Origin of the sequence: Sessilibacter corallicola, assembly GCF_021290925.1 — a bacterium.
GTDB lineage: Bacteria > Pseudomonadota > Gammaproteobacteria > Pseudomonadales > Cellvibrionaceae > Sessilibacter > Sessilibacter corallicola.
The window spans coordinates 103,340-128,215 of record NZ_JAJSLX010000003.1 but is presented as its reverse complement, the minus strand read 5'-3'; the positions used below and the strand labels follow the sequence as shown (position 1 = coordinate 128,215).

The following is a 24,876-nucleotide window of genomic DNA, read 5'->3' as shown; positions in this document are numbered from 1 at the left end:
TTTATTTGATTTGCGGGGCTTAATATAAAAAATAGGCTTTGGCGGAAAACCTCTATAATTTACATAAATAGACCCGTAGATAGAATGACGATTAAAGCAAGAAATTAACCAAGTTAATAAAACAATAAACGCTTACAGGAAACTACCTCGTATATTAATCTTTGACAGAAATCTCATTCAGCACATCCATAAGTTGACCACTGGCATTGTCTGTGAATTGTCGACCTTCATCGATGTATTCCCAGACCGTGGCATCGTTTTTCCAACCGCCTTGTTTTTTGATTAATTCAAAACTGATGTTTTCGCGAGCAGCCGAGGTTGACATTCCGCGACGCAAACTGTGGCTGCTTAAATTAGGAACAAAATCAAACTCACATTCACGACCAATACTTTTTAATAAATCGTTTACCGCGCTTGGAATAAGTGCACGCGGCTGGATTTGATCCCAACGATTTACCGAGCAAAAAACACTGCCTTCAGAAATTCCAGCACAATGCAGCCATTGTTCTAATGATTTAACGGGACAAATTGCCTTGCCGCTGTATGGAATGGCTTTGATGATTCCGCTGCCGGTTTGGTCAGTTTTCGATTTGGGCAAACGAATAAGCACGCCTTCGGGCTCAAAAGTTAAATCCTCCACGGAGATTCCCACCAGCTCACTGCGCCGGAAAGCACCGAAATAGCCAATTAAAATAAGCGCCAAATCCCTGAACTGTTTTTTACTTTCATCGCGACGTTTTAAACAAGCCACCATTTGTGCGATATGCTCCAGTCGAAGCGCTTGCGCTTTAACCTGAGGTTTACCGGTTACTCGACGAATCCCTTCCATGGTTTTTCGAATCAAAGGATCAGCAGTGGGATCGTGGATACCTTGATAAACATGCCACTGCTTAATGGCCGTGAGATGCAAACTCAACGTTTGTGGCGACAACTCTTGGCTGCGAGAGACAATATATTGAACCAGTATGCTGGCATTGCACGGCAGCATGCCTCCCCAACGTTCAAACTGGCGAATTGCAGAGCGATAAGATCGACGTGTGTTTTCCGACGTTGATGCTTGAAGAAAGGCGCGAAGCTTCTCGTTATGAGTAACGATATCTGTACTGTTTTGTACTATCTCTTTTGTCATCGAATAACTCCTATCAGCCGGCACCTGGCACTTATCAGTGACATTTGCACATTGGCTATCGACCAGCTTCGACCGCTAGATTTCAAATACCGATTTTGAGCTTCTGACTCTAATCCCGCGACTACTGGCTCCAAGCCCCTATTTCCGAGGCATTACAGTATTCAGATCCTCATTTCTGGATCATATCATTTTATAACCGTCGATAACATTAATTATCGAAGGTTAGTTTTACCTTATTTCTATATTACTAAATTGTACTTTTTATCATTCTATTACATAATACGTATTACACTACAAAATTTACAGGTACCCCATAATGGCAAGAACAGGCGTATCATTTTTCGATGTCTCCAAAGCTGCCACTGCAATTGTTGATCAAGGATTCACACCCACCGTAGATCGCGTACGAGAGATTCTGGGAACCGGCAGCAAGAGCACGATTGCCCCGCTGCTCAAACAATGGAAGGAATCAAACAGCCACCAAAAAGACAATGGCGAGTTACCACAACAGCTCATGGACGCCGTTAAAAGCCTTTACCAAACCAGCCGCTCAATTGCTGATGAGCGAATACAAGAAATTACGGACAACTGTAATAACAAACTGAACGACGCTCAGAATCAGTTGAAAGCGACAAACCAAGGAAACACGGCACTCAAGCAGGAATTAGAGCGCTTAAAAGAAGAGATCAAACAAGAACAACAAAAATACAAACAACTCTTCGACGATTGGAACAGCCTTTCAGACACGCTGAAAGCAAAATCTCAAGCGAACACCACACTGACCGAAAAAAACAATCAGCTTCTTGCCGACAAAGAAGAGTTAAAATTGGAAGTGAAAACCGTGCGTTCGCACTTTGAGCACTACCAGCAGCAAATCGCCGAAGATCGCCTGATTGAAAGAGAACAGTTTCAAACCACCCTACTCAGCAGCCAAGAACACACTCGCAATGTTCAGTCACAAGCCGATGACCTAAAAAAAGCGAACCAGCTGTTAACCCAGGAAAGCGGTCAACTCAAAGAAAAACTGGACGACACCGCACAGCAACTGGCAAAAGAAACACAGCAGTTCTCATCTGTAGTGCTAGAACTAAAAGCTACGCAAACCAACAACGAGCAATGGCAACAACGGTTTGAAGCTGAGTCGAAGCAATCCGAGCAACTAAAAGAAAAACTAGCGGCCAAAGAAGATCAGATCACCCGCAACACACAGCAAATCGCTACTTACACACAAAAAATTACTATGCTTGAAACCAGCAACCGTCTCCAAGAGCAGCAAATACAAACAGTGCACGAGCGGGCCAACCAATACGAAACACAGAAAGACCAACTAATAAAAGAAAATGCAGAACTAACCGCAAAGGTCACGACACTAGCGCAAAAACCAAATACAGACTAAACACGGAAACTGTATTTTTTCGATAACATTAGATATTTCAGAGAAGACTGAAGAGAATTTAACTTAACCGACTTCTCTGAAACTGCATGCTATTAAGCTTCTTTTAACTTCATTTCTTTAATGAGAAGATTAATTTTATCGGTCAACTGGTGGGATAAAGTGTTTAATTCATGACACTTCCTTTTGGCCTTCATTAAATCTTCATCACTTACCTTCGTTTTTTTACCAAATAACTTAGCAAATAAACCAGATTCTTCTTCGCGAAATAATATGGCAAATATTTCGTTATATTTCGCGTGAAGCTGTTCGTGAACAAGCCCAATTTCTTTAAAAACCGGAATATCGATAAGTTGCTGACCTTCTGAATAATACCATTGACCAAAACAGCATTCTGTTTCATTGGTTGGCACCATTTCTTCATCGACCTCACCACGCTCAATTAAAAGCTGAGCGTAACCAATCCACTTCCTATGAGCTTTTTTTGCATTAATAACTTGCCAGTATACTTCTTCGCTCACTTTGCCCTTCCTTACCACTTAGCTGGAGTGAATTTTCCTTAAACCAAAGTTGAATAGATTTTTGGGGATTCTCTTTTTACAAACATTTATTTACATTAACGACTAAAAAATTTCGACAATCTAAATAAATACCCTACATATTCTGCCAACATTCAACGCCATCAACAACAAAAAAAGCACCGAATATCAAAAAATTAATTTTCAAAGAAAAAACTGAAAAATATAAATAATAAACACCCAAGCATGAAAATACTTTATGTACAAAGATGTTTTTAAAGAATGAGATTATAGAAAGGTTAGAATTTCACACTCTGTAAAAAGCACAAGAATCTACCAAGAGAAAAATTTTATAAACGCGAGGAATTATGATTTTTATTTATAAATAGGTATGTGAGGATTGGGATACTTAAAAAGCCCTACGATCGATTAAATATTTGAAGCTTTTTCTTTAGATAATACTCAGAGCTTTTGACTATTCGGTACGAATGGCCACATGTTATCGCTTGATAAAAAATACTTAGCCTTCAGTTTTTAAGACAAATATTCACTTTCCCTGTTTCGGCGAAATTGCTATTTCAGCACATATTTTCGGCGCGGCTTCAATCAAACAGGAATAATGAGATAATCCAGACATAGCATTAAGTTCTGCGCCTACAATTTTATTCTTAAGATAAGTAGGCATAGCCAACGGTGACCAATTATCCTCAGTACCATGCCACAATTTGACGCTGCCTATACCTTGATGCATTTCACCCGACCATTTTACGTACAAAGCTATATCTCTCATATACCCACGAGTATTTTTGAGAAAACAACGTTTTATAATGGGTGTTATATAGCTTAAAAAATGCGTATCTTCTGCCAGTTTTTTGTCTTTACCGACAGCACTGGCAAACAATGTACGGACTAAAAAGTTAGGTATTATTAGCGCCATGCATTTTTGTATTTTAGTTAGCAGATAGAAAACAGTGGGCTTTTTTAATGCCAATTTAAAAACTAATCCCCCTGCCATATCATCAAGTAATTTACCATCGCCAAGAGGTGCCACAGATGAAATCAAATGTACATTTCGAATTTGGTCGGATATGAGCTCTCAAACTTTAAGTGCGACGTAAGTTCCTATTGAAAACCCGATGATATCTACCGGCTTTCCATCCGCTTGCGATTTAATTTCTTCGGCCAACTTATGAAAGTAATCTGCATGTGGTTCTTTTGACTGAACTAAAAAACGATTAAAGCAGAGAATTTTTAAATTGCATTTTTTTGCATGTTCATCAAACAAAGAGCTTTCGTTTATATCACCAGGCGCACCGTGAAAATAAACAACTAATTGCCCGTTAGCATTACCGTATACACTAGATTCCACAATTAGCCTCGCCTAAAAGCACAGCTACTGCCCTATTTCATTTATAACTTAGTACCGCAACATAGAAAGCGACTCGATAAAATTGATTTCACCTTCTAAGGTAGGCCGATTACCACTTTGCCTATCCGTAACTAATGTATCAATTATACGCTAAGTCTACTTTGTAAATTACGTTTAACAGCCAGCCATTCTGCAGCAACAATCGAATAAACGACGGTATCTCTTAAAGAACCGTCTCGCATAATTTGATGGCTACGTAAGATTCCATCTTGCTTCGCGCCCAAGCGCTCTATGGCTTTGCGAGATGCCGTATTATGAAAATGCGTTCTGAACTCTACGGCAATTGCGTTGTATGTTTCAAAGATTTCTTGGAGCAGAAGCAGTTTACATTCCGTATTTACACGGGTTCTTCGTGCCGAATCTGAGTACCATGTATAGCCAATCATGGCACGTTTATTCTTATTATCAACGCTGTAATATCTGGTTGTGCCGACAATATTTCCGCTTTCTTTCATGCGCACAACATAGGCCATGCCGCCGCTTGCGCTGCTTTCGATAGCTTCTTTTACATACTCATGCATCTGGTTAGGAGTTGGAACATTTGCATACCACAGCTTCCAAAGTTCCCCATCTTTAACTGCTTCCGTTAAACCCTCAATATGCTCAAGAGTAACAGGCTCTAAAATAACCAACTCACCTTCTAAAGGAGATTCATTAATCCACTTCATTGACATATTCTTCTGCTAGATAAAAGAGTATTGAATTACCCTTAGAATACCTCGAAAAGGCACCTTTTACATGACAGAAGTGCACGAGACAGCAAATAAAGAGTGCATTTGGATGCGTAATTTTTAGCCAGAACGTACTTTATCAACGCAGAGTAGACAAGATATGTATTCTTTAGAAACCAGTTTTTGGTTATAGCAGTTCGCTCTTAGGCCTGCATTTACTTTCACTGGAGACACTGAAACTTTCAACACCAGAAGACACTTTTTTTCTTATTTTTATACAAACAGCTTTACCAACTTTTAGTACTACACGGTGAGTTAAATCAATGATTCGACCACTGTCTAGTTTCACCGAAATATTGTACTGTACACCCGCAGATGTTACCTTCCCAAACAAGCCGATATCAGAGGAAATAACGTTCCCGTCAGCAAATGATCGAACAACAGCCTCAGGTTTAATAAGAATCGACAAAATCACCGACATTATTGAGACAACAACGATAAATCCCGCCAAAAAAGCTAATGGCTTAAAATGTTCGTGTTTAAATATCTTCATTTCAGACTAAATACACTCTCAATCTGGCCTAGACATCAGATTCTTGGATTTCGCAGATATTCATAAAATATTGAATAATTAGAGGTAATATTGTCTGAACTCATTTTCAGAAATCAATAATACGATCATAAACTAACGAGTGTATTACTAGTTCTATATTCAAAAAGAAAGAAGCAAACTAAAAACAGAATCACAGTAACATACAGTACAAACACCGCTCCAGAAAACATCTTTACAACTTCAGACTCAAACGAGTTCATACAATAAACACTGAGGAGGAATCCAAATGCGAATAGCGCTGGAAAAATGATGTATTGATAAAAATTACTCGGATGAAATGAAACCGTGGGAGCAACGCTAATAAACAAACATAAATATGCCAGCAAACAAGCTAAAACCCTAAAGATACCTACTGACATATTGACGTTTAGCTTAATCTTCCGAGGAGCCATAAGTCACCAACCGACAGTTGTAGATGCCTATACAAGGAAACTGCTATTGTTTTACATCTTATAATCAAACTAAAAAATAAGAAACTCGTAAAAAATCTTTTACGAGTTTCTTCAACTACAAATAAATAAATAAATAAATAAATAAAATTAGATTTGTGGCGGACCGTAACGGTTTACGCCATCTGAACCAGCAAGGCATCCATTTTCAATAAATGCCCAAATTGCGCCAATAACGGGGATAAACGAAACCAGCACAAACCATCCTGATTTATCACGGTCATGCCAACGTTTTATTTGAATCGCCAATGATATCCACATTAATGGGATATACAGTATTAAGACAATGGGGATTTGCAGACCTGATCCCTCTACACCCATTGAGACAACGATAAACATGAAAATAGCTGTTACTACCATCATCCCCAACATCGACAGCCAATACGATTTTCGCCCTATTCTTCCTTTAAATGAAAACAGAATCTCTTTTGTTGACAAAGAAATTGGTTCTTCGTCATTTTTCATTACATCGGAATTTGGACTGGAATAAATATTATCTGACATTTCTTGTTCCTTTTTAGGATGTAAACAAGTTCCTTTACATTACGTTCAACACAACAGTTATCTATCTAGAAAATATAAGAAACTGCAAAACACGAAAATTGAAATCACTTAAAAAACTTAGCTTAATTATTACTCACTTTAAAATGGCATAAGCCATAGCAATACAGTGCTAATTTATCATGAAAATACAGTGTTGAAAGCCAGGATCTACCAGAATTAAAGGAAAAGATAAGATAATGTTATGAACGAATTCTAAAATATTTAATACTTTAGTTTATTAAAAATAAGAAATGTCAAAAAAAGATATTTTAAACGACAAAATATCTCCGATTTAAACTTACATCCATTACTTTTAATCAGAATTTGGCACACATTGCCAATATAAACTAATTTGATTTCTCTCAATTTTTCATCAAGTTATTCAATTAATTCATTGAGTTTGAAATCTGTAGTAGCAATCAGCGCTAAACATTGATGACACCTCATAAAATTAATCAAATACAGCGAAATTCAATGAACAGCGATTTCATTAAATTCACAAATGTTATCTGTGCCAGAACATTAAAAGTAAGCGATTAAAAGCTTTTAATGTGTTACCAAACGGAATTAATCATGAAACCTTTGGTGTTTGTCCTTGCAACACCTTGGTAAATACATCGCGATCGATATTGCCACCACACAAAATAACAGCAACTTTTTTGCCTTTTTGTAACACTTTTTCTTGCATTAATGCTGCTAACGGGGCGGCACCGGCACCTTCGGCAACATTGTGGGTTGCGCCGTAATATAAACGGATGGCTTCGGCAATTTCATCGTCAGAGACTGCAACAATACGATCAGCTCCTTGCGAATATATGTCATAAGCTTCGGGCACCACTACACGCACCGCCATACCATCAGCAAAAGTATTCGCACTTTCAGTTGCTTGAATACGGCCACTTTCAAAGGAAAGTTTGGCCGCCTGAGCTTTAGTAGGCACCACGCCCACTATTTTTGTCGACAAGCCGAGTACATCTCGTGCGGTGATCAATCCGCAAATCCCCGAACCACAGCCAATCGGCACATAAACAGTATCTAAATCATTGACGGAAGAAAATAATTCCAGTGCATAGGTGCTGACTCCTAAGACTAAATGCGGATGAAAAGGCGGAACAGCGTAGCGATTTTCCGTATTGGCGATAGTTACCACCTGTTCACGAGCCGCATCAAAGTCTTTTCCCGCCGTTATAACTTCTCCGCCAAACGCCGCCATTGCAGCATTTTTCTCTGGTGAGTTACCCTCGGGCACCAGAATTTTGGCAGATAACCCCGCTGCGGTGGCCGCACGTGCCTGAGATTGACCATGATTGCCCCGCGTTGCTGTTACAATGCCAGCAATATCGGGATGCGTGTTTTGCAGCCAGTCGATAAAGGTGATACCACCACGCACCTTAAAAGCGCCCGCAGGGGTATGGTTCTCATGCTTCACCCATACCTCAGTACCAACAGCTTCGTTTAACAAAGGCCAACTGTATTGCGGCGTCGCAGCCATGTATTGATACACCTGAGCCGCAGCCTGCTCCATGTCTTTCAGTGAAAATAGCGCCATACTCGTCCCTCCTAAATAAACAATTCGCAGAATTAATACTGCTTGAGGTTATGTCGATCAAGGAAACCACGCTATCAAAATCCTGACATTTTTACGGCTCACGAGCAGATGTAAGCTTGAATAACGGCAAAGTGTGTTTTATATATATTCCATGCTTTATTCTCAGCACTCTTGCCATAACCCCGAACCCGTGAGATTGGCCAATACCAATGACGTGTCTATCGAATTGCTGCCTTGCGCGGCTTATTCAGTGTCGTACACATCGAATGAATCAGGTATTGGTTTTGCTTTCGATTCTCAAAAAGGCACTCACGCGTTGGGCACTGATCGACGCCACTGTTTTTACCGGCCGGCGAATTCTCTGGCACTGGTACCAGCGGGTTGCGATGTATTTTCTGAATCAGAACGAGGAGGCGAATACCTGCGTGTGTTGATGAGCCCTGAGCGTTTATCAATGATAAACAACACACAGCCAAGTAATCCCACAGCCAACCCTCGCTGCATTACAATCGCGCAAACTGTACGTCGACATTTGATCAGCGGGGTTGTCATTGAAGCACTGCAATTGGATGAGTTGTGCGAAAGCATCCTCGATAACTTATCAACCAGTATTCCTAGTCGTGTTTCTCCATTTAATAAACAACAACTCAGAAACCTGGAAGAATTTATTGACGCTCACCTAACCCAAAATCTCACGGTTGCCACTTTATCGCAAGTGATTCCTTGCTCAGTAGGTCATTTCTCCCGCCGCTTCAAAGCCAGCCTTGGCACCTCGCCTTTTGATTATGTCATACAGCGACGGCTGACCCATGCACGGCAATATATTCGCCACACCCAGCACAGCTTAGGAGATATTGCGCTTTTGTGCGGATTCACTTCTCACGCTCATATGAGCATGGTATTCAGAAAAAGCTTGGGAATAAGTCCTAGCCAATTGCGGAAAGAATAAATTCACCGAAAGATTATTTTTATAAAACTACAGAAAATTTATTTGTACTTAGGTCTATAGAATTTTAGATAGCCCATTACCAAGAAATACAATATGCCGCCCACAAAAGCGCTATAAATACACCACTTATGTAATGTTTGCACTGAGATAACACCAAGAAACGGATTATTCAGAGTAAACGGATAAAACGGTTCTACATCGGAGTGCATAATAGCGTCTAACAATACGTGGCTAAATGTACCTATAAATGCTGACAAGAACGCAACCCACCATGCAATTTGTACTTGCCATTGTTTATTTAAACCCAATATAAATAAGCCTATTTCAGAAAGATATTTACCCGATAGAGCAGAAAATATTGCTAAGAGAATTGCACCAACATAGGTATGAGAAAAACCGTGGAGATGGCCTTCACCGGTAATCAACACAATCAAGGGTTGGATATCCATCACAATTTGCGCCCAACCAAAAATCATCAAGCTAAAGCTACCTTGAAGCAGCGCTTTAATAACCATACCCGGTCCCATATGAAATGGTGTAAACGGCACAAATTCTCCTTAGTTGTAAATTTAATATTTTTAACACGAACTACACTAGACAGAATCTATTAGAGTAATATCCAGATGTATTTCTAAATAGATTTTTAGGTATTTTCGTCACGAATAAACGCCCAAGGTACATGATCTGTAAGCCATACCCCATTTTCCGACAAGTAGAATACATATCCTGCATCGGCCATCTTTTTGGCATCAACTGATAATACAATAGGTTTACCGCGTCGTTGACCAACTTTTATGGCGGTTTTTTCATCGGCGGATAAATGCACATGCTGACGAGACATTTTCTTTAAACCATCTTCACGAATTTCTACCATAAATCGATCAACAGTTCCGTGGTACAACACATCTGGTGGAGAACTGGATTCTAAACCTAAATCTATATGTTTAATTGAGTGACCTTGGTTTGCTCGTATTCTCAATCCATCGTCACTGAATGAAAACCGCTTCTTATCGTTAGTTTCGACAATTTCAATAAGACGACTTTGGTTGATATGTTGTCCATGAGAATTGGCAGCATTCAAAAGGTCAACAACCTTCACCCACCCATTTTTATCCAAGGTAATACCGATTTTCTCAGGATTGTGCCTAAGCACTAGGCTCAGAAATTTACTCTGTGCTTTTAAACTTTTACTCAATTATTTAATTCCTTTTATTACATAACCAATACACAAATAACACATAACCGTTTGAACAAGCTGTCTGGCAACTTGCGTTTTAAGCTATGTTTGTTTGATTTTGTTGCGATTAGACTCCCCTATTTTGGCCGAGAATATCAGTTCTAACCCAAATGTTACACTCTATCCTATTCACGCCAATACTCAATAAGTGACAGAGGCCAATAGTTAGAAGGCAGTGGCACACACCAAAACGGCTTGTTTTGAGATACAAGTAATGGAAACAGTCCTTTACTTAAAATTTTATTAGGTAAGTGTTTACGTGATATAAAGGTGCTTGCTTCATACAACTGATACTCACGACAAAATTGCTTTGGAACACTAACCCCAAAGGTACGTTCAATTTCACCTGTTAGCGTCTCTGCGATTCTCCGCAACTCTTCATCATCAGGCGTAGTGTTCTTCAGTTTAAACATGCTAGTTGCCGCGTAACTCAGCTGATCAAAACTAGGTCTTAATTTAGGATCTGGAGAAAATATAACCGATGCTGGACAGTCGTCTACACCTTCTTCAAACAACAAACTATTTGCTTGAACAATATGACCCCAAACAATATTTCCATTATTGATTAAATCCCATTTATTTTCGAAAAGACCGAATAAATCGTCTGATCTGTTGCACCACGCAGGTTTGTTTATTCGGAGGTAAATCATACGTTCTAGAAAACCAAATTTCCGTTCACCTGGGGCACCAAACAATTTACGACATGTATTAATATCTTCTTCTGTTAACATCTTAAAAATTATTCCTTAATATCAGCTGGCGTCGCCACGGCTGTTGTTCTCATTCGGACCGCTTCCTCTTCTTCTGGCGATAACTCTCCGCCTTTTAGCGCCCTCACTTTCTCAAGTATCAACTCTATATCCGGTATATACACCAACACTAAATTATCAGGATTAGGTTTTGAACTAAGTTCTTCAAATGATCCCACCTCTCCAGCAGATAAATTTTCCATTGGTTTACCTGTGATTTCTTCTGCCAACAAACTTGATGAAAGAAACACAACCATTATGATTAAGAAAAACCGATACATTTCGCCTCCTAGAATATAAAGCTCTCAATAATGTGAACAACCAATATCTCACACGAACTAATTCGCTCATAAATCGTGTACGCGCAACACGATAATTTAATAAAACTTAAAGAAACAAAAATGTCGTCAGAATTTACATATCGAACGATTCGAGCGAAGACTTAAACCTGCCCCTCCACTTTTACCAATCGAACCCATAACTATTGAATAATTTATGCATTTGTTTAATTTTAAATTTTGACGGCTCATATGAGAGAAAACTCCTTTTACATAACTCTACATCTGGCTTGCCACCGGCTTCGAAAAGTAACAGTAACGTATCGATATGACCAAAATTACTGGCAAAATAGATTGACCACTCATCTGACTCTGCACCACACGACAATAAAAGGCTGACTATCTTGGTATCACCTTCCATTGAGAAGAATTGCAGTACCGTTTCTCCCGAATAGTTAGTGCAATCCAAGAGGTTAGGTTCTTTTTTTAATAAAGCGGGAACATCCTGTGGTGCAAATCTAACAGCACCAAACAATCGATCAAATCCATAGGTTTTCCCTTCATGTCCTATCATTCTTTTGCGAGCTAAAGCTACTACCCAGAGCTATCATAAATATAACATTTGAATAAACTTAAGAGACACGATGCGTGCTCTGCATAAATCATCTATTGCATACTTTCAAATTACACTCATTATTTCAAGCACACCTAAATCTACCGCGAAATTAGCTTTACTGAGAGCTATAATTTACCAGGTATAGATGAATTAAAAGACGAAAAAATCAGAATAGTTTTCAGAAATATTGGGATTTAAATAGATGACAAACGTCAGGGATTAACACTTTAGTTTACTGGGATTTGAAGCGCTAAGAATTTAGATTTCGGCGGAACCTGAAATCTAACACTTAAATAGATTGGAGCTTTGATCGCACTTCCATAAGTATATGGCCCAGCATATTCTTACCACGCCCATCTCCTCCATCACCCCAATAGTCGTCGTTTTCAGTGTGCTCTACCAGCTTTGAGTTTCCAGTGGACAATAAGATATTTTTCAGGTCTTCGTTTTGTGTGAATTTGGCGTATACTGCTGCTCTCATAACATTGATCTTCATCGACTCCCAATTCTTACGAAGTTGTCTCTTACGATCTCTCCCTTTTCTCGCGGCCTCCATTGGGGTTTTAGCATTTTGAATTTCTTTCTGGTCTTTTAGCGACTCAAATTTCATTGCCTGAAAATAATGTTCTGTAGTGGGCCAAACTTTACCCTTTAATTTTATTGGATGACGAGAAAAATTTGAAAAAACGCCGTAGTCATCTTCAACGCTATAAAATTTTATAATCTCGTTCATAAACACTATGCTTCTATATAATAATTTTAAAAATCGCAGTGCACTTGGAATACCCAGCACTCAAATCTGCCAAAATCCGCTTTGAACAGCCCCAAACATCACAATTGCACACTTACCTCTGCCAGGAATCACCATCGGTGGCACAGCGATTTCTGCTCCTGATCGCTCTGCCTCAATAACGGATTTCTCGATATCTTCAACAAGATAATAGGGTCGAGTTGTAGGCAGTTCTGCATCGTGCATAGGCTCCCGGACACCGATTGTTCCACCGTTAGTGAGGACGGCCATCCTAGCACCGGCCAGCTCAGCAATAGGATTACCGAACGAAACGCCTAAAGTTTGTGAATATGATGCACATATTCTCTCGACGTCCGAGGTTACAATTTCTAGATAGTGAACTTGAATAGCTTCTTTCATAGTTTCTCCCACGAACACTGGTTTGTGTCTGTAGACGGCGAGCGAGCACGACAAACAGAGTGAATCACTCGGCTGAGATCAGGCTAATGCAGTGATTGTACCTCACTTAAACAGGCGGTTCCTGCTACAATAGAGCCATCTAAAGCTTATTATCTGGAATTCTTTTGTCTTCTCTTCAATTTTCTACGCTTAACTTAAAAGCAGCATTAAGTGACAACCTGGCCACACTTGGCTTTCAACAAATGACCCCCATTCAGGCGCAGAGCTTACCGCTTATTATTGATGGCAAAGATGTGGTTGCTCAAGCAAAAACCGGCTCCGGTAAAACCGCAGCATTTGGTTTGGGTTTGCTAAACAAACTCAATGTAAAGAAATTTCGCGTGCAGGCGCTGGTATTATGTCCAACCAGAGAGTTGGCTGACCAAGTGGCTAAAGACATTCGTCGCTTAGCACGTGGCATTCACAATATTAAAGTATTGACCTTATGCGGTGGCATGCCAATGGGCCCTCAAATTGGCTCGTTGGAGCACGGTGCACACATCATCGTGGGTACACCTGGGCGCATAGAAGATCACTTATCTAAAGGACGATTAAATCTAGATAACTTGGAAACCCTAGTTTTGGACGAAGCTGATCGCATGCTTGAAATGGGCTTTCAAGACACATTAGATCTGATTTTCAGTTACTGCCCTGCAAAACGTCAAACCCTGTTGTTCAGCGCCACCTTTCCAGCCCAGATTAACAGCATTGCCAATAAGTTAATGAGCGCTCCAGAGCACGTAAAAGTAGAAGCAATAGCAACCGAAAACACCATTAACCAGTCGTTTTACCGCGTTGAAAGCAATGAACAACGTATTGACGCGTTGAAGCTGTTGTTGCACGCCAATGAACCCGAATCTGCTATTGTCTTCTGCAACACTAAAAAAACCACACAAGATGTTACTCAACAACTTAGGCAGTCAGGCTTTAGTGCACTTGCACTACATGGCGATTTAGAGCAACGCGACCGCAATGAAGTGTTAGTGAAATTTGCCAACAAAAGTGCTCTTATACTAGTAGCAACCGATGTCGCCGCCCGCGGTTTGGATATTGATGATTTAGAAGCTGTATTTAATTACGACATGACGCCAGACCCCGAGGTTCATGTTCATCGTATTGGTCGAACGGGCCGTGCGGGCGCTAAAGGAATGGCATATTCTATTTATTGCGATAAAGACTCGCGCCGTATTGCAAATATTGAAGACTACCTAAATCAAGATATCGAAACATTGAAACTGCCACATGTGAATGTTCTCAACCGTATACCGAAAGCCCCTAAAATGACGACATTACAAATAGATGGCGGTAAAAAACAGAAATTACGCCCCGGTGATATTGTGGGTGGATTAACAGGTAAAACTGGGATTAAAGGTGATCAAGTCGGTAAAATTCAAGTATTCGATATGAAAGCCTACGTCGCAGTAGAAACAACGGTAGTTAAAGCAGCGCTTAGAAAAATCTCGAACGACAAAATGAAAGGTAAAAACTTTAGAGTACGTGCCATTTAACATAACACTTCAAACAACGGCTCAGTTTATTTCTGGGCCATTAATCTTGTCTTTTATTTCTGGGAACTTTTCTTTAACCAACTTCAAAAATTCGCTTCTGTGTGCTTTTTCATGGTTATTTTCCAATTAAAACCACGCTAAAAAATTGATAAAACCCAGTAATACAAGAAATAAAATAAACATCAAAATTACAGATAAAGCACCAAGAATAAATGGTGTTGATTGAGATTCCTGATTATCCTTTAAAAACTTAGCATCATACTTAGCAACACCTTCAAAACCATCAAGATCTAAATTTATACACTCTCCCTTTTCGATAGCTATCTCACAGGCTTTGATTAAATTTTTTAAACCCGACTCATCCCCAACGATATAGCGATTCATTTGATAGTCACTACCATCTTTTAAATGCGGCATATATTTACTCTTTCAATAACCTCGACTAAAGCAAACCGACGACTTTCCATCGCCATTTCTGGAAATACCCAACCTAAATGGTAGATAAATTACTATAGACTCAATACTAACCGCCTATGGTAATACAAAAAATAGTAACACTATCAAAATAATACAAATTGCTAGGAACCAAAACCCTAGAGAGCGTCTAGAGTAGAATTCTTCCGCCTGCTGCTTGTGCAAAGCAATCAATTCTTCGTTTGTTAGATCGGTACACCTTGGGCAATCTTTTATACCTTTTGAAAACGCTATTATTGTTCCGCACTTCTGACAAGGTTTGTCAAATTGCGTACTTTGAAGCTCTCCCGCTTTATAATCGTGTAAATCGTTTAACACAGAACCTCCGAATATCGATCATGCGTACAATTACGCGCATTGAATAATAATTTATTAAAAATCTAAAACATAGTATTATTGTTTTTAGACTCTTTTGGAACTGGCTGACCAACCCCCCAATGCTCAACTATTTTCCCTTCCTTCATTCTGAAGATATGGATACCAGCGCCACCCAGAGAATCCGGTGTGTGTTTAACATGCAAATGGATCCAAACAAGATCACCATCCGAAGCCGTTCGTTTAACAGACATTGAAAGTTCTGGATACTTCTCATACCGCTTTGCAAATAAACTCAATAAAGCTTCTCGCCCATCTTCTATATTTGGCGCATGCTCGATAAAATTCTCGCTATAACATTCATTGCGTAGAATATTGATTCGGTGTTCAGATTCAAGATCAGGTCTGTTTTCAAGGATCTCCATGCAGTATAGAGCTTTCTTTAGGTTAGCATCTTCCAAAGCGGTTCTTGTACTTTCTTGGGCATTAAGTTTACCGACAAATATAGATGTAAACGCCCATAAGAATAAAAATTTAATTGTTCTTTGTTTACTATTCATAAATACCTACATTTTTATGCGACTAATAGTGCACAGTAAATTTACAAATTCTTTTTCCTACACGGGCTTCTATTGATTCCAAAAAATCTTGAGATAGTTCACCCCAATTAAAGAATTCCAATGCAAGGTTTGAGAAGCAAAGATTACCTTCATACCCATATTGTGTAATATCGTTTCTAGATCCACAGTGACTGCATGTTAGATTTCTAGGACAACCGTTGTACCGATCAAGGGCCGATCTAACGCCTTCAAATACCTTAAGCTTCTCTTTTGATAAACTTTCCATGTAATACTCCGCTACCGATATTTCTCCCAATTGATCCTGATTGCATTCAGGACACCTTACGATTAATTCTGGGTTCAGCTCCATTGAACAGTAACATGAAGGATTGAGCAATATTCGAACACCATTCAAGGAAAGATGCTCAGTTTCATCAGGGTTGTAAACAACAGTATGGTAGTTATCCAATCTACCATACCCTAACCCACCCAACACACAATCACTAAGTTCATGAGTGATCAATTTTAATTCCTGAAAATCAGAAATTAATTTTGCAGCCATCTGGATATTATTGTTGATTATGCCTGTTACGCAAACTATTGTAGAATTTTCACTCATTAATAATTTTTTCCCTATATAACTTTCTAATCATCCTTATTGAGCATACTTTTGTTTTAAGACAGTAGCACAACACCAGCAATAATCAGATTAAGCGACAGATTTTATACATGTTTACGTTCAAAAAATAACAATCTACTATTTGACTAAGTATTTTCTCTCAACCACTCATTAATTTCATCGCATATCACATTATGCTTTTCTGAACGTTGCACTGTAGCTGACATGGGAATTTCTTTACCTTCACATTGAATTATAATTCTTGATTCATTGTCGCTATCGGTTTCAACTATCGCTTTTCGAATCTGGCTGATAGGAATAACACCTTCTTTATTATTCAAAGGATACTGTATACGGTATTTAAGCACTTTTTCTGAGCTATTAAATTCGAACCTACTGCTAAGTGACCACACTCTGCAAAAAAACAGAACAGTTAATACAATCAATAAAGCAGCGAGAATTCGACTACCTGAGACATTTTCTTCCGTAAATACCCACCAAAACGCATCTTTAGCTATAAATAGAAACGCGGCAAACCCCAGAAGAACAAAAAAGAATCGAGAATTCTTCGAAACTATTAGGTTTCCACTCTCAAGATGCTGAATCTTCATCAAACTTGCCTGACAACGTTAGGTGAATACAAGACGCCACTCATCAATTAATTTAAAACCTAACTTAACGGATAACTGCAAACAACCAGTATAATAGTAACTTAAACCGTTGCAGCATTGTTGGTGGTTAACTAGCATCGTTTGGTTCATGCCTTAAGGCTGGAAAATACCGAATTTTAATAAAAAACAAATTCAGCAAACTTGGTAGTACATACAAAAGTAGAACAACCGACCCCCATAATACTGCTTGAGCACCCTGTGGAGCGAGTAACCCGAGAGCAAGAGCAACAGCTAAAATTGCACCTAAAATAAACAACATTAAATTTCCAATTAAAACCGCCCAAACCAGAGATTTCTTTTGACGACTGACGCTAACAGCAATACCACCCAAGAAAATAAACGCTGTACACGCAACCGTTAGATTTCCAAGAGTTAAAAACCCATAGATTGAAAATATAATAACAATTGAATTTAAAATAATACTAAAATTTTTCATGCTCTATATACGTAGTACTCACAATAAAATAATACAAACGGAAGTATGCTCAGTAAGAAAGTAATAAAAATACCCACTTTGCCTGCAATAATTAGAAAGCTCTTTTTTGGGTTACTCGGATTATAAAAAACTTTGACTTTTCCATCGCCAGAATACTGAACATAAGACATTTGCTTTTTTAAAATAAACCGTAAATTATAGCTTAACATTATCACCCAGGGTGAAACTCTCGTACCGCTATAGTTAACACCAGACACGTTGTAATGATATAACGCCTCAGTCATATAGCTTCGATCAGAACTAGCAGCTGGCACATCAAACTTACCCAAACTCAACTCGGCCAAATCTCCATAAGTGAAAGGCCAACACCTGGTTCGAACTTGAAATATCACCGAATAGACGCCAACAACAAAAATGTATAGAGAAAACCAGAAAAAGACCCCTTGCGCATTGCGGTTCATTGCAAGGTGCCACATTTCTTGGAAATACGCGATTAGTTCCATGATTCGTGAAATTCCAATAATTGACTGGAAGAAGCGTAACGTATTAAAGCCAGTTTAGCCGGACTGTTGTGAGTAAATTTCAATACTAAACCCTCCATCATCAATAAAGACTTGACCGAATTCACCACACCTATCTAACTCATAAACCTTCGTATAAACTTACAGACCATTAACTTTCTAATTACGCCACAAAGAACGCAATAACACTTTAGTTTAGCCAGATTACTAGCAATTCTGATTAACCTTGATAACTGGTGGAAATTTATAACCTAGCGGCGCGGATTAGACAACCGATAAGCTTCAAAGCACATGCAATCCCGAAAATATAACCAACAAAACTGAGTAGGAAAGCAACTTCATTGCAACCATTGAATATCACATTTACACCGTGACCCAAAGGCAGCGCTACACTCCCGAGCACCCACCATTTAGCAAGCCGGAGTTGATATTGACGAGGTGTTTCGTCATCTAATGGGGCTAACGCCAACTCATGGGTTACTGCGAAATGCCCTAACCTACTCTGAGGAAAGACGTTTATAAGAAAAATCGTTACGACTAGCAGTACTACTACAACAGCAATAAATGTATTTCCATTCTTAAGCTGCCAATACACCATCGCTACCCACAAACCAATAAATAGCAGCTGTAATATTGTATGTCGTATTAGTCGAAGCATTGAGAGTAAATACACCGTTAAGAAAATCAGAAGTGAGGCACTAAGAACCCAGTAATTTTAATTACTGAATTCTAGACTACCTGTGAGAAGTGTATATCACTATTAGGACAATAATTTTACCTAGTTTCTTACCTGCAGATCTGAGCTAAATTGCGTTATTGTCCCGTGGATTAAAAATCACTCTACTTTGCAGCAAATGGAGTTTCTAGTCAGCTTTATTCAGGAAGAGCCCCATATTCTTTTTTAAATTCAATTTTTATATACCCCAGAAGGCCTTTGAGATTTTGCTGATCAGTATAGAGATCGGCCATAACATCATCATCAGTTGAATCAGTGTCTATAGAATCGATTTCTTTTAACCTTGAAGAAACTGACTCCATTATCAATACCCAATCACCCATAGTCATTGGAATAGACAGACTATCTGTATTATTCATAGTTACACCTCAACTTACTTTTTTGCAATATACTGCAAGTTCTTGCAGTAATCCAAGATATTTCGTAAATGGCATATTCGCGTCGGGCGCAATCATATAGTGATCACCCCTGCCCGGACGTAAATCCTTAACAAGCCGAAGTCCCTGGGGTATTGGAGTATTCCTTTCAAGCTTCCACGTATTTTTCTTTGTAGAATCAAACGTAGTAGAAAGTGAAACACCATTTCCATTTGCAATCACCAATTCGATTCCATTCACCTTTTTTACCGCGACATCTTTGAATGCTCTTACATGATCGAGTCTAGAATTTGAAGAATTTCCAAATCTATATAAATCTAACAAAATAAAATTAGCTTCTTCAATATAAAAATTCAGGCCTTATCAATTGCACATCCTCTATATACTCAAATAAATCTAATGATTTTATTAATGGAGATTTGCTTAGAATATTTTGCTGCTAAACTGGCATCAAATACTGTGCGCAGAATAAAATTTTCTAGTTAACTTTGTAAAATATAAGAACTAATAAGTTAGGGTATCTCAATATCAATCAATTGAAGAACATAGTCGTATCACTTTTTACCTAGCAACACACTATCATTCTTAAGAGTGAAGACTGAGCGAAAACACAAGTGGTTTGATTAGCAATATTAGCCTTAGAATCAAAGCATGACTACGGTCACTTAACACAAGTGTAACCACATCGCTCAACAGATTAATCAGAGAGCTGGATGAATATTGAATTATAAAAATTCTGAGGGAGTGTTTAATGGTAAATAACTATTTTTCACGGTTTAAATTAGAAATCAGGCACCAGAGCTTTCAACAATCTTATAGACATTTTTTTCATGTTTATTGATACATTCTTGAAAATTTTTCTCTTCTTCGATCTCATCAATCCAACCGAAAAGGAAAACGTGGTAGTTACATTTGACTTTCATCTCTTCAGAATTAATTAAGATAGCCTCCTTACTTAACGCATAAAAATTTGGTAAACGCTCTAGTTCTGTGGGTTTTAAACTTATTAAATACCCACCAACCACTACAACTAAAAATAAGCCAAATATTACTTTTTTCACAATTGCTCCAAAATTTGATTGGTTAAATTAGTGTATAGCACCTCAGTGAGATGATACTTTGGCGGTTAACTGTATTGACTGGTTATATGATTCAGTCAACGGTTGAACCAATTGATTAATTATTTCCTGCACACTCTGTATCGTAATATCGTAGGATTCATTGGAAGTGACTGCAATGGCAGTGTTGATGTCGGGTAAAATGACCAGTGAAGCCTCCCACCGGTCATTCGAGCCAGTGTGTCTATATACAGTACCCCAACCCAATTTTTGTTGTGGGTCTGTATACCAGCCATAAGCATAATTATTCTTGGAGGGATGATGTAAACGTTGAAATGTTTCCGTTTTAAGCAATGACCCTCGACCTTGCTCTCCTTGAAGGTGTTCATTGGCATATAACGCTAAGTCTTTCAGTGATAAATGTATGATACCTGCAGGTCCAGCGATTGGCGTGATGTCACTTTGAGTACCTACTTTCTTACCAATATTACTCGCTTTCATACCGAGTATCGTACTAAGCCAATTCTTATTCCAATGTCCCCAAGGTTGACTTAATTTTTCTTCCCCATCTTGAGGTGAACCAAAACCAGCACTTTGCAATTGCAGCGGAGCGAAAACTTCTTGCCTCATCAGTTCTTCCCAAGGCATGCCCGTTTTCTTTTCAGCCATAACACCAGCGATAATGTATCCGGCATTTGAATATTTGAAGGCGTCGCCTGGCGTAATCTTAGGTTTCTTTTTCAATATCTTAATGACAACCTTTTCTCTTGCCATCATGCGTTCTAAGCCATCAGCAGTTTTTTTGAAGTTATCAAAGAAAGGGATATCGCGTCGCGCACCAGACGTGTGTGTTAACAGATGATCCAATGTGACGCTATTCCATCCAGGATTTAATCCATCAACCTCAGAAAAAGCTTCTTTTATCGTGGTATTCCAACTTAGTTCGCCCTTCTCAACTAAGCGAGCAATCATTGTAGCCGTAAAGGATTTTGTAATAGAGCTAATATGCCATTTATCGTTATCGGTCAAAAGAACTTGGCTGCCCTTTTTCCGCTCACCACTCACCAACGGGCCGATAACTTTACCATTCTGAATAACAACTGCACCAAGGCCAACTAGGTTATTGGATTCTCTTTGCTCGTTAACTAGCTGTTTTAATAGTTGCTCTAAATCTTGAACATCATTGTTAATAGCTAAAACAGAATTACTGCATAAAGATAAAATTAAAAAGGCTATTAGAGAACAAAATACATTCATTGTAGCGTGATTAGATCAAAGACATGATGGTTACATTTGTTGGCTGTTGTACCGCCAATAAAACAATACTTTTATCAAACAGCAAATTTTATGGTATTTATAACGAGAACAGCTTCTCGGTGATAATACTAACTATTTGGCAACAGTTTTCGATTGTTTTGACCAAACGGCTCCCAAGACAACTCCTATTGCAACACCAAAACCTATCGCTTGGCTCATATTACCAGTAGCAGCCCCGAACCCAGCACCGACTGCTGCTCCTACAGCTATACCCACAGCCATTTTGTTTTTTGAGAAAAATTTGTAAATACTTTCATAAATATTTCTCTTCGTCGATTAAACAATAAAGATGATTTATTCATTACCAGACAACGCCCAAATAAAAGGCTTAAAATTGTGGGCTAAACTTGAGCGAAGCGAAAAGAGCCCGCAGTTTTAAGCCCTTTATTTGCTTGTTATATTTCAGAATTATATTCCACTTGCCACTTTTATATGTAGTTAAAGCGTTTACATAAAATGCGTATGCCACCAAAGACCTAGGTCTTGTGAAAACATTGTATTATTGGGCTCGATCATACCTAAAACCACTACTCTTTTACCTTTTTTCTTTTAAAAACTTCAAAATCGAAATTAAATGGACTATTATCAGTATGCAACCAAACTTCTGGATTAAAAGCATTAGCTCTTTCCGATTTTGGACAATGTTCAATCAATACATTTTCAGAATTATATTTGAGTACTCCATGAAGAAAAATTTCTTCCCCTAGGAAGGTACCTTTGTTTTGGTTAGTTTCGTTTACGCTGAATAGCTTCATTTTTCGTAAATATCACGCTGGCGGCCAAGGTGAGTGCTAGCAAATCCATCCAGCCCACGTTTTTTTGCGGGCTATTTGCCTACCCTTGTTATGCATTTTACTTTATACAAATTACACCAAAAGTAGGTCCAGAACCTTTACCATTCCACATCCCTGTTTTATAGCCTTTTGATCCACAAAAATCTGTAACAACCGAGCTAGTATCATGGAAATCTTTGTAAGGATCTATAGATATATTTACTTCGAAGTATTTAGTAATAGGTGAACTTATGGCCACAGAAATACTTCCGGCCACGAATAGAACCCCGATAATAAATGCTACAAATGCCTTAGTACCATTTATAAACAACTCTACATTCTTTATTTTTATTTGGTCGCAGAGAGATAACAACAGGAAGGCAATTCCCGCCGCTACAAAAATGGTTTCAAAGTTACTTAACGCTTTTACCAACTCTTCAAACATACACGCTCTCCTTATATACTTGATGCATAACACCTTGCTCAACGGCAAATACTGCAGATAACGTTATTGTGTATTGATACCACAGTCGCTTGTTAGGTAACTGAGTTATTCATATGCACTATCAACGGCTTTTCTTAGTGCTTGAGTAAGAGCCTCAAGGTCTTCATAGTAATCGTCTCTGCCTGGCTGGCCTGGTGCAATATTTTTTCTATCAGTTTTTTTATAAAGATGAGCCAACTTCTCTTTGGCTTCATCTGCCCCTAATATTTCTAGCATGTTCTGATAGGAATTTAACTGATACCACTCCACAGAACTCATGCTTATTACTGAGGTGACATCACCGTATTTTCTTAGTATTTCTATTGCAACACTCGATAACAACCCAGCTCTACTGGCTCCAAGTGTACGGGACAGTGAACTTTCCTCTATACGCTCTTGAAACATGCGATTTTGATCTTCAATTACCTCCATTCTCTTCACTGACCAAACACTAATTACCCCAGATATTAAGGCTCCGATAACAGCACCAATAATTGCCGCCCTTGTTTCGACAGACATAGCCCCCCCTTTTTTACCTAACGCAGCCAACATTGGATTGGTAAAGTAGGCGACTTTCTTCGCGCAAGCGGAAAAGGTGACTACTTTACCAAGCTCTCATGGTTGGCCTTGTTACATTTTAGTTAAAGCAAACAGCTTTACAGCTACATAATGAATTTTTAAAATCTTGATCAGCATTGATTCTTAAAGACCAGCCAGAAGAGTTTTGTTCGATGACGCAGCCACAAGCTTGACTAGCATGGACAGTGGTCGATTCTGATAGCGCACAGAACTTATTTTTCCCCAACTGATGGGGCCTATTCTCAACGCCGTATAAGTGTTCGGAAAATGATACTGATATTTCCTTACTTTCAAGGTCTTTAATTCTTGATTCCAGAAGGTCCACCCCTTTTTCTTCTAGCTGTAACTCTATTCTGGAATCTACATGCTTATTTAAATAAGTCAGAGCACCAGCTCCTGCAATAAACGAGGCTACTGCTACCCCTAAAAGCCATCTGATTATTTCCATGATCCATCCTTTGAAATGTAACAACTTAATATCTGTCATAACGACGCATCTCCCAAAATATACCGTCGCAGCGCCGCAAGCTTCGATTAAATTTCAACCAAAACTATCCTGAATAAATCACCCAGTCAACGATTTAATTAACTTGGCACAGAAATCATTTTTATTTTTTCTGGTTATAAAAATTCTCCATAAAATATTTTATTTTCTATAATCTATAGATTTATATTTTATCTTTTCTGCGTTTATCGCAAGCATCAACACAACCAATTACAAACTATTCTCATTACTTATTTAATATAGAAATTAAATTTTTTAATTAAAAAATATTTTATAACCCAATACACTTTCTTTGTCGTAAATACTGGTTTGATGAAACACCGGTATTTAGGATTTTTCAGTAGTTACTGCGTGGGTTCTTTTATTTTTATGGTAATGCAGCCGTCTTTTACATGAACATCGAGTTCGGTGTCTATGGTAAAATCGGCCTTGTTGAGCCAATAGCCTTTGAGCTGTATTAAGGGGACGGTTGGGTAACCTTTGTACCGATTGGCGTAGGGATCGCCGGGTATGTAGGGGTAAAAGCTCTTTCGAACCTTAAGTTTGCGGATTTTGGAAGATTTTTCTTGGGCCGAGCGGTGCTCTGGCGTACCATTACGTTTAGCCATGATTGATACTCTCTTTATCAGTT

33 protein-coding genes are annotated in these 24,876 nt (G+C 38.7%); 3 read left to right on the top strand and 30 right to left on the bottom strand.

Translation table 11 applies throughout. The features are described from left to right. Nucleotides 1–154: 154 nt before the first annotated feature. On the bottom strand, nucleotides 155–1,129 hold the full coding sequence (locus LU361_RS14850; RefSeq protein ID WP_233089668.1) for a site-specific integrase: 975 nt from the start codon (nucleotides 1,127–1,129) through the stop codon (nucleotides 155–157). A 316-nt stretch (nucleotides 1,130–1,445) separates the two neighbouring features. On the opposite strand from LU361_RS14850, the gene LU361_RS14845 reads away from it, so the two are divergent. After that, entirely contained in the window at nucleotides 1,446–2,525 is a 1,080-nt protein-coding gene (locus tag LU361_RS14845) for a DNA-binding protein (protein WP_233089667.1), read from the top strand. A 92-nt stretch (nucleotides 2,526–2,617) separates the two neighbouring features. Here the strand turns inward: LU361_RS14845 and LU361_RS14840 are convergent, their stop codons facing one another. From LU361_RS14840 to LU361_RS14810, 7 genes are all read right to left on the bottom strand, one after another. Beyond that, a complete protein-coding gene (locus LU361_RS14840) occupies nucleotides 2,618–3,043 on the bottom strand; it encodes a CZB domain-containing protein (protein WP_233089666.1) in 426 nt (141 codons plus the stop codon). A gap of 544 nt (nucleotides 3,044–3,587) precedes the next feature. Beyond that, nucleotides 3,588–4,091: a hypothetical protein gene (locus tag LU361_RS14835; protein ID WP_233089665.1), complete on the bottom strand. Its 504-nt coding sequence runs from the start codon at nucleotides 4,089–4,091 to the stop codon at nucleotides 3,588–3,590. A 45-nt stretch (nucleotides 4,092–4,136) separates the two neighbouring features. Then, entirely contained in the window at nucleotides 4,137–4,409 is a 273-nt protein-coding gene (locus LU361_RS14830) for a hypothetical protein (protein WP_233089664.1), read from the bottom strand. Between the two features lie 143 nt (nucleotides 4,410–4,552). Next, nucleotides 4,553–5,143 carry a GNAT family N-acetyltransferase gene (locus LU361_RS14825; RefSeq protein ID WP_233089663.1) on the bottom strand — a complete coding sequence of 197 codons (591 nt, stop codon included), beginning with the start codon at nucleotides 5,141–5,143 and terminating at the stop codon, nucleotides 4,553–4,555. 184 nt (nucleotides 5,144–5,327) lie between these two features. Further along, on the bottom strand, nucleotides 5,328–5,693 hold the full coding sequence (locus tag LU361_RS14820; RefSeq protein WP_233089662.1) for a hypothetical protein: 366 nt from the start codon (nucleotides 5,691–5,693) through the stop codon (nucleotides 5,328–5,330). A 599-nt stretch (nucleotides 5,694–6,292) separates the two neighbouring features. Continuing rightward, the gene (locus LU361_RS14815) at nucleotides 6,293–6,706 is read right to left on the bottom strand and encodes a DUF805 domain-containing protein (RefSeq protein ID WP_233089661.1); all 414 of its coding nucleotides are present in this window, start codon (nucleotides 6,704–6,706) and stop codon (nucleotides 6,293–6,295) included. A gap of 610 nt (nucleotides 6,707–7,316) precedes the next feature. Beyond that, on the bottom strand, nucleotides 7,317–8,294 hold the full coding sequence (locus LU361_RS14810; RefSeq protein WP_233089660.1) for a threonine dehydratase: 978 nt from the start codon (nucleotides 8,292–8,294) through the stop codon (nucleotides 7,317–7,319). Between the two features lie 133 nt (nucleotides 8,295–8,427). On the opposite strand from LU361_RS14810, the gene LU361_RS20385 reads away from it, so the two are divergent. Beyond that, nucleotides 8,428–9,243, top strand: a complete 816-nt coding sequence (locus tag LU361_RS20385) for a helix-turn-helix domain-containing protein (RefSeq protein ID WP_233089659.1) — start codon at nucleotides 8,428–8,430, stop codon at nucleotides 9,241–9,243. 38 nt (nucleotides 9,244–9,281) lie between these two features. Here the strand turns inward: LU361_RS20385 and LU361_RS14800 are convergent, their stop codons facing one another. From LU361_RS14800 to LU361_RS14770, 7 genes are all read right to left on the bottom strand, one after another. After that, nucleotides 9,282–9,791 (bottom strand): metal-dependent hydrolase, encoded by a 510-nt coding sequence (locus tag LU361_RS14800; protein ID WP_233089658.1) that lies wholly within the window; start codon nucleotides 9,789–9,791, stop codon nucleotides 9,282–9,284. 95 nt (nucleotides 9,792–9,886) lie between these two features. Further along, nucleotides 9,887–10,438: an RNA 2'-phosphotransferase gene (locus tag LU361_RS14795; protein ID WP_233089657.1), complete on the bottom strand. Its 552-nt coding sequence runs from the start codon at nucleotides 10,436–10,438 to the stop codon at nucleotides 9,887–9,889. A gap of 167 nt (nucleotides 10,439–10,605) precedes the next feature. Next, nucleotides 10,606–11,211: a hypothetical protein gene (locus LU361_RS14790; RefSeq protein WP_233089656.1), complete on the bottom strand. Its 606-nt coding sequence runs from the start codon at nucleotides 11,209–11,211 to the stop codon at nucleotides 10,606–10,608. 8 nt (nucleotides 11,212–11,219) lie between these two features. Next, nucleotides 11,220–11,510 carry a hypothetical protein gene (locus LU361_RS14785; RefSeq protein WP_233089655.1) on the bottom strand — a complete coding sequence of 97 codons (291 nt, stop codon included), beginning with the start codon at nucleotides 11,508–11,510 and terminating at the stop codon, nucleotides 11,220–11,222. Nucleotides 11,511–11,691: 181 nt separating this feature from the next. Then, nucleotides 11,692–12,081: an ankyrin repeat domain-containing protein gene (locus LU361_RS14780; protein WP_233089654.1), complete on the bottom strand. Its 390-nt coding sequence runs from the start codon at nucleotides 12,079–12,081 to the stop codon at nucleotides 11,692–11,694. A gap of 331 nt (nucleotides 12,082–12,412) precedes the next feature. Beyond that, nucleotides 12,413–12,856, bottom strand: a complete 444-nt coding sequence (gene ybiA / locus LU361_RS14775; protein WP_233089653.1) for a riboflavin biosynthesis intermediates N-glycosidase — start codon at nucleotides 12,854–12,856, stop codon at nucleotides 12,413–12,415. A gap of 60 nt (nucleotides 12,857–12,916) precedes the next feature. After that, nucleotides 12,917–13,273 carry a VOC family protein gene (locus tag LU361_RS14770; protein ID WP_233089652.1) on the bottom strand — a complete coding sequence of 119 codons (357 nt, stop codon included), beginning with the start codon at nucleotides 13,271–13,273 and terminating at the stop codon, nucleotides 12,917–12,919. Nucleotides 13,274–13,437: 164 nt separating this feature from the next. On the opposite strand from LU361_RS14770, the gene dbpA reads away from it, so the two are divergent. Further along, entirely contained in the window at nucleotides 13,438–14,820 is a 1,383-nt protein-coding gene (gene dbpA / locus LU361_RS14765; RefSeq protein WP_233089651.1) for an ATP-dependent RNA helicase DbpA, read from the top strand. A gap of 126 nt (nucleotides 14,821–14,946) precedes the next feature. On the opposite strand, the gene LU361_RS14760 is transcribed toward dbpA, so the two are convergent. The 15 genes from LU361_RS14760 to LU361_RS14700 all read right to left on the bottom strand — a co-directional run bounded on the left by LU361_RS14760 (nucleotide 14,947) and on the right by LU361_RS14700 (nucleotide 24,853). Further along, nucleotides 14,947–15,237, bottom strand: coding sequence for a hypothetical protein (locus LU361_RS14760; protein WP_233089650.1), 291 nt, complete (start codon nucleotides 15,235–15,237; stop codon nucleotides 14,947–14,949). Nucleotides 15,238–15,674: 437 nt separating this feature from the next. Beyond that, the gene (locus tag LU361_RS14755) at nucleotides 15,675–16,169 is read right to left on the bottom strand and encodes a nuclear transport factor 2 family protein (RefSeq protein WP_233089649.1); all 495 of its coding nucleotides are present in this window, start codon (nucleotides 16,167–16,169) and stop codon (nucleotides 15,675–15,677) included. Nucleotides 16,170–16,191: 22 nt separating this feature from the next. Continuing rightward, complete coding sequence (locus LU361_RS14750; RefSeq protein WP_233089648.1) at nucleotides 16,192–16,788, bottom strand: hypothetical protein; 597 nt, start codon at nucleotides 16,786–16,788, stop codon at nucleotides 16,192–16,194. Between the two features lie 146 nt (nucleotides 16,789–16,934). Then, entirely contained in the window at nucleotides 16,935–17,399 is a 465-nt protein-coding gene (locus tag LU361_RS14745; RefSeq protein ID WP_233089647.1) for a hypothetical protein, read from the bottom strand. 127 nt (nucleotides 17,400–17,526) lie between these two features. After that, entirely contained in the window at nucleotides 17,527–17,895 is a 369-nt protein-coding gene (locus LU361_RS14740; protein WP_233089646.1) for a hypothetical protein, read from the bottom strand. After that, complete coding sequence (locus LU361_RS14735; protein WP_233089645.1) at nucleotides 17,892–18,398, bottom strand: DUF3592 domain-containing protein; 507 nt, start codon at nucleotides 18,396–18,398, stop codon at nucleotides 17,892–17,894. The genes LU361_RS14740 and LU361_RS14735 overlap by 4 nt, the downstream gene beginning before the upstream one ends. 891 nt (nucleotides 18,399–19,289) lie before the next feature. Next, nucleotides 19,290–19,511 (bottom strand): hypothetical protein, encoded by a 222-nt coding sequence (locus LU361_RS14730; protein WP_233089644.1) that lies wholly within the window; start codon nucleotides 19,509–19,511, stop codon nucleotides 19,290–19,292. Nucleotides 19,512–19,520: 9 nt separating this feature from the next. Beyond that, entirely contained in the window at nucleotides 19,521–19,769 is a 249-nt protein-coding gene (locus LU361_RS20470; protein ID WP_491572579.1) for a Tse2 family ADP-ribosyltransferase toxin, read from the bottom strand. Nucleotides 19,770–20,317: 548 nt separating this feature from the next. Further along, nucleotides 20,318–20,590: a hypothetical protein gene (locus tag LU361_RS14725; RefSeq protein ID WP_233089643.1), complete on the bottom strand. Its 273-nt coding sequence runs from the start codon at nucleotides 20,588–20,590 to the stop codon at nucleotides 20,318–20,320. Between the two features lie 42 nt (nucleotides 20,591–20,632). Next, nucleotides 20,633–21,844: a serine hydrolase domain-containing protein gene (locus LU361_RS14720; protein WP_233089642.1), complete on the bottom strand. Its 1,212-nt coding sequence runs from the start codon at nucleotides 21,842–21,844 to the stop codon at nucleotides 20,633–20,635. A 132-nt stretch (nucleotides 21,845–21,976) separates the two neighbouring features. Next, complete coding sequence (locus tag LU361_RS20465; RefSeq protein ID WP_491572578.1) at nucleotides 21,977–22,126, bottom strand: glycine zipper domain-containing protein; 150 nt, start codon at nucleotides 22,124–22,126, stop codon at nucleotides 21,977–21,979. A 630-nt stretch (nucleotides 22,127–22,756) separates the two neighbouring features. Beyond that, nucleotides 22,757–23,122 (bottom strand): hypothetical protein, encoded by a 366-nt coding sequence (locus LU361_RS14715; RefSeq protein ID WP_233089641.1) that lies wholly within the window; start codon nucleotides 23,120–23,122, stop codon nucleotides 22,757–22,759. A gap of 105 nt (nucleotides 23,123–23,227) precedes the next feature. Further along, on the bottom strand, nucleotides 23,228–23,680 hold the full coding sequence (locus LU361_RS14710) for a hypothetical protein (RefSeq protein ID WP_233089640.1): 453 nt from the start codon (nucleotides 23,678–23,680) through the stop codon (nucleotides 23,228–23,230). Nucleotides 23,681–23,798: 118 nt separating this feature from the next. After that, on the bottom strand, nucleotides 23,799–24,227 hold the full coding sequence (locus LU361_RS14705) for a hypothetical protein (RefSeq protein ID WP_233089639.1): 429 nt from the start codon (nucleotides 24,225–24,227) through the stop codon (nucleotides 23,799–23,801). Nucleotides 24,228–24,589: 362 nt separating this feature from the next. Further along, nucleotides 24,590–24,853 carry a SymE family type I addiction module toxin gene (locus LU361_RS14700; RefSeq protein ID WP_233089638.1) on the bottom strand — a complete coding sequence of 88 codons (264 nt, stop codon included), beginning with the start codon at nucleotides 24,851–24,853 and terminating at the stop codon, nucleotides 24,590–24,592. Between the last annotated feature and the right edge of the window lie 23 nt (nucleotides 24,854–24,876).